The sequence below is a fragment of the Vibrio sp. V19_P1S1T109 genome (assembly GCF_002241375.1).
GTDB lineage: Bacteria > Pseudomonadota > Gammaproteobacteria > Enterobacterales > Vibrionaceae > Vibrio > Vibrio anguillarum.
Genome location: NZ_NDIM01000273.1, coordinates 1 through 2,211 on the forward strand (window position 1 = coordinate 1; position 2,211 = coordinate 2,211).

General features: G+C 46.6%; 1 protein-coding gene and 1 pseudogene. Both read right to left on the reverse strand.

The window, feature by feature from the left end; translation table 11 throughout:
- Positions 1-321 precede the first annotated feature (321 nt).
- Positions 322-1,320 (reverse strand): annotated as a pseudogene (locus B9J87_RS13400) (AMP-binding protein); the annotation flags it as partial.
- A 10-nt stretch (positions 1,321-1,330) separates the two neighbouring features.
- Positions 1,331-1,939 carry a thermostable hemolysin gene (locus B9J87_RS13405; protein WP_013856449.1) on the reverse strand — a complete coding sequence of 203 codons (609 nt, stop codon included), beginning with the start codon at positions 1,937-1,939 and terminating at the stop codon, positions 1,331-1,333.
- Between the last annotated feature and the right edge of the window lie 272 nt (positions 1,940-2,211).

Below are 2,211 nucleotides of genomic sequence, written 5' to 3' on the forward strand. Positions count from 1 at the left end.
CCCGAGTGTATTACAAGCTCGGCATTCAATCCGCTGGTTTACTATCTGGATGTAACAGGGGCTAGTGCCGATTGGCGTAGCGATGAAACGGCGAACCTTACCTCCTTTTTTTTATGACATCACGACTACGACATGATGGACATTTAATATGAGGATTGTGTGCTACGTGAAAGATGGTCGCGTCACCATCAAACTCTGTAGAGCAATAATGGAAAGGGCCGCGTATTCCAAAGCGATGGTAAAGAAGTGAAGTTGACATTAACTGGCTATTTTTGGCGATATGGTATCAGAAAAGTCATTCAGGTATCGATTTTCCGGATGAACCAACAATTCGCCATCTTGTGCCAGCGAAACCTGAAGATGAGACAGCACCTGTCCGCACGACCCCGGCTTATTTTGTTGGGGTGTATTCATACTCACGACCGAAGCACTTTCAGACAAACCATACCCTTCAAAAGCGGGAATGCCGAGCTGGCGAGCTGCGTCAATTAATTGGGGAGCCACTCGCGCCCCGCCCACGGCAACCCAGCGTAAAGGCTGCGCAAGAGCTGGGCTCTGCTTGACGACTTCAATTAATGCCAGCAATAACGCAGGCGTTAACACCAAGCTTGACGGCTGAAACTGTTGCAGTGCAAGTGCGAACGTTGCACCACAGAACTGGCTAGAACCGGTCAAGCCTACTTCGCTGCCAAAGACAACTGTCGATGTCACACCCAGAATCAAAGGAACATACACACCCGTAATATTTTCCAACAAGGTTGAGAGAGGCAGCATCACGAGGTGACGCTCAACTTGCGCGGACATTTTCTCTGCGATCGCCAGCGTGACCGCTTGCATGTTTTCGTCACTCAAACACACCCCTTTCGGCGTTCCGGTGGACCCAGACGTAAAGGTGATTTTTTGCGTCAAAGGCAACACCTGTGCTGATGGATTCGCCAAATAGACAAAAGCAGGTAGATGGCTGAGCGTTGAGAAAGGTTCACCTAGCGTTGGCCAATCACCTAAGCAAACATCAACCCCTGATTCATACAGTAAGTGTTCAACCTGTGCCTTGCTAAAGAAAGTAGGTACAGGAACGAGCACTATTTTTGCGTGCATGGCCGCAAGGTCGATGATCACCCAATCCAAACTATTTTCAGCTTTTAATGCAATACGCTGAACCTGCCACTGGCACAATGTGCGTGCTGTGGCTTCCACTTTTTCTAAGAGCTGTTGATAGCTCAGCGCTATCTTTTCTTGTTTGGCATTGTGCCCAATGAAGGCAATGCTATCTGGCTTTTGCTGCGCATGTTGATGAAGCGCCGATAAAATTCGGTTCATAGCAAAGGCCTCACGCTTGTTTTTGGTTTAAATGAAATCGGTTGAGCAACGCCAGCCCCTGCGCCAAATTTCCCGCTAAAATTCGAGGGCTGTGTTGGTAATAACTGCCCCAAATTTGGTTGGCGTTAGGAATGCAAGATGCTGACGCTTTCGCGATCAATGTCGGTTGTAAACCAAATCGACGCATCAAAGCATGCAGTGGATCCGTTGCTGTAAAAACGCACCATTCATACCCTAAATCAACCAGCTGTTGAGCGATCAAAGTAAAGTGCAGCGCCGATAAACCACGACCAAAAGAGGCCAGTTGGCCAAATTCAATCAAAGCACTTCGGGATACTCGGCAATCAAAACGCTGCGATAAAATTTCATCGGCAGGTTGGTCAAGGTATTGTTCGAGAAATAGAGGCTCTTGCTGCGCTACGCGAAAACCGCATACGGATTTCATTTCGTCATGATCAAGCAAAGCTAAATAAGCAGGCATAAAAGTAATAAGGCGTGCATCAAACGCTTGCTGATAACGCTCGCGCACAAGGTGTATGGCTTCCAACCAGCGAGGATGAGAAGGATCAATTACGGCCAATTGCAGATCAGATGCTGAGCGTATGGTTTTCATCGGCATTTCCTTTTTGCTTACTCTGTAAACAAAAATAACGGACGTAACTTAAGAATCCCTTAATAAGAGATTTTTTCTTCAACTCAATGGATGAGGAGCCGTTGAATATCCGATACCACTTAGCTCACTCGCAAATGTGTGGCCAAATCTGAAGTGAACGATTTTTCTAAATTAGCCTGTCACGGATTGGCTTAGATACGGAAAATTATCATTCTCTACTATCGCCATTTGTATTGGTTCTAACACGGAGACATCTTGCGTTTCGCTTATAATTATAA

Bases quoted from the DNA above. Each gene is read 5' to 3' on its own strand.
- B9J87_RS13405 (WP_013856449.1), bottom strand. From the start codon at position 1,939: ATGCCGATGAAAACCATACGCTCAGCATCTGATCTGCAATTGGCCGTA.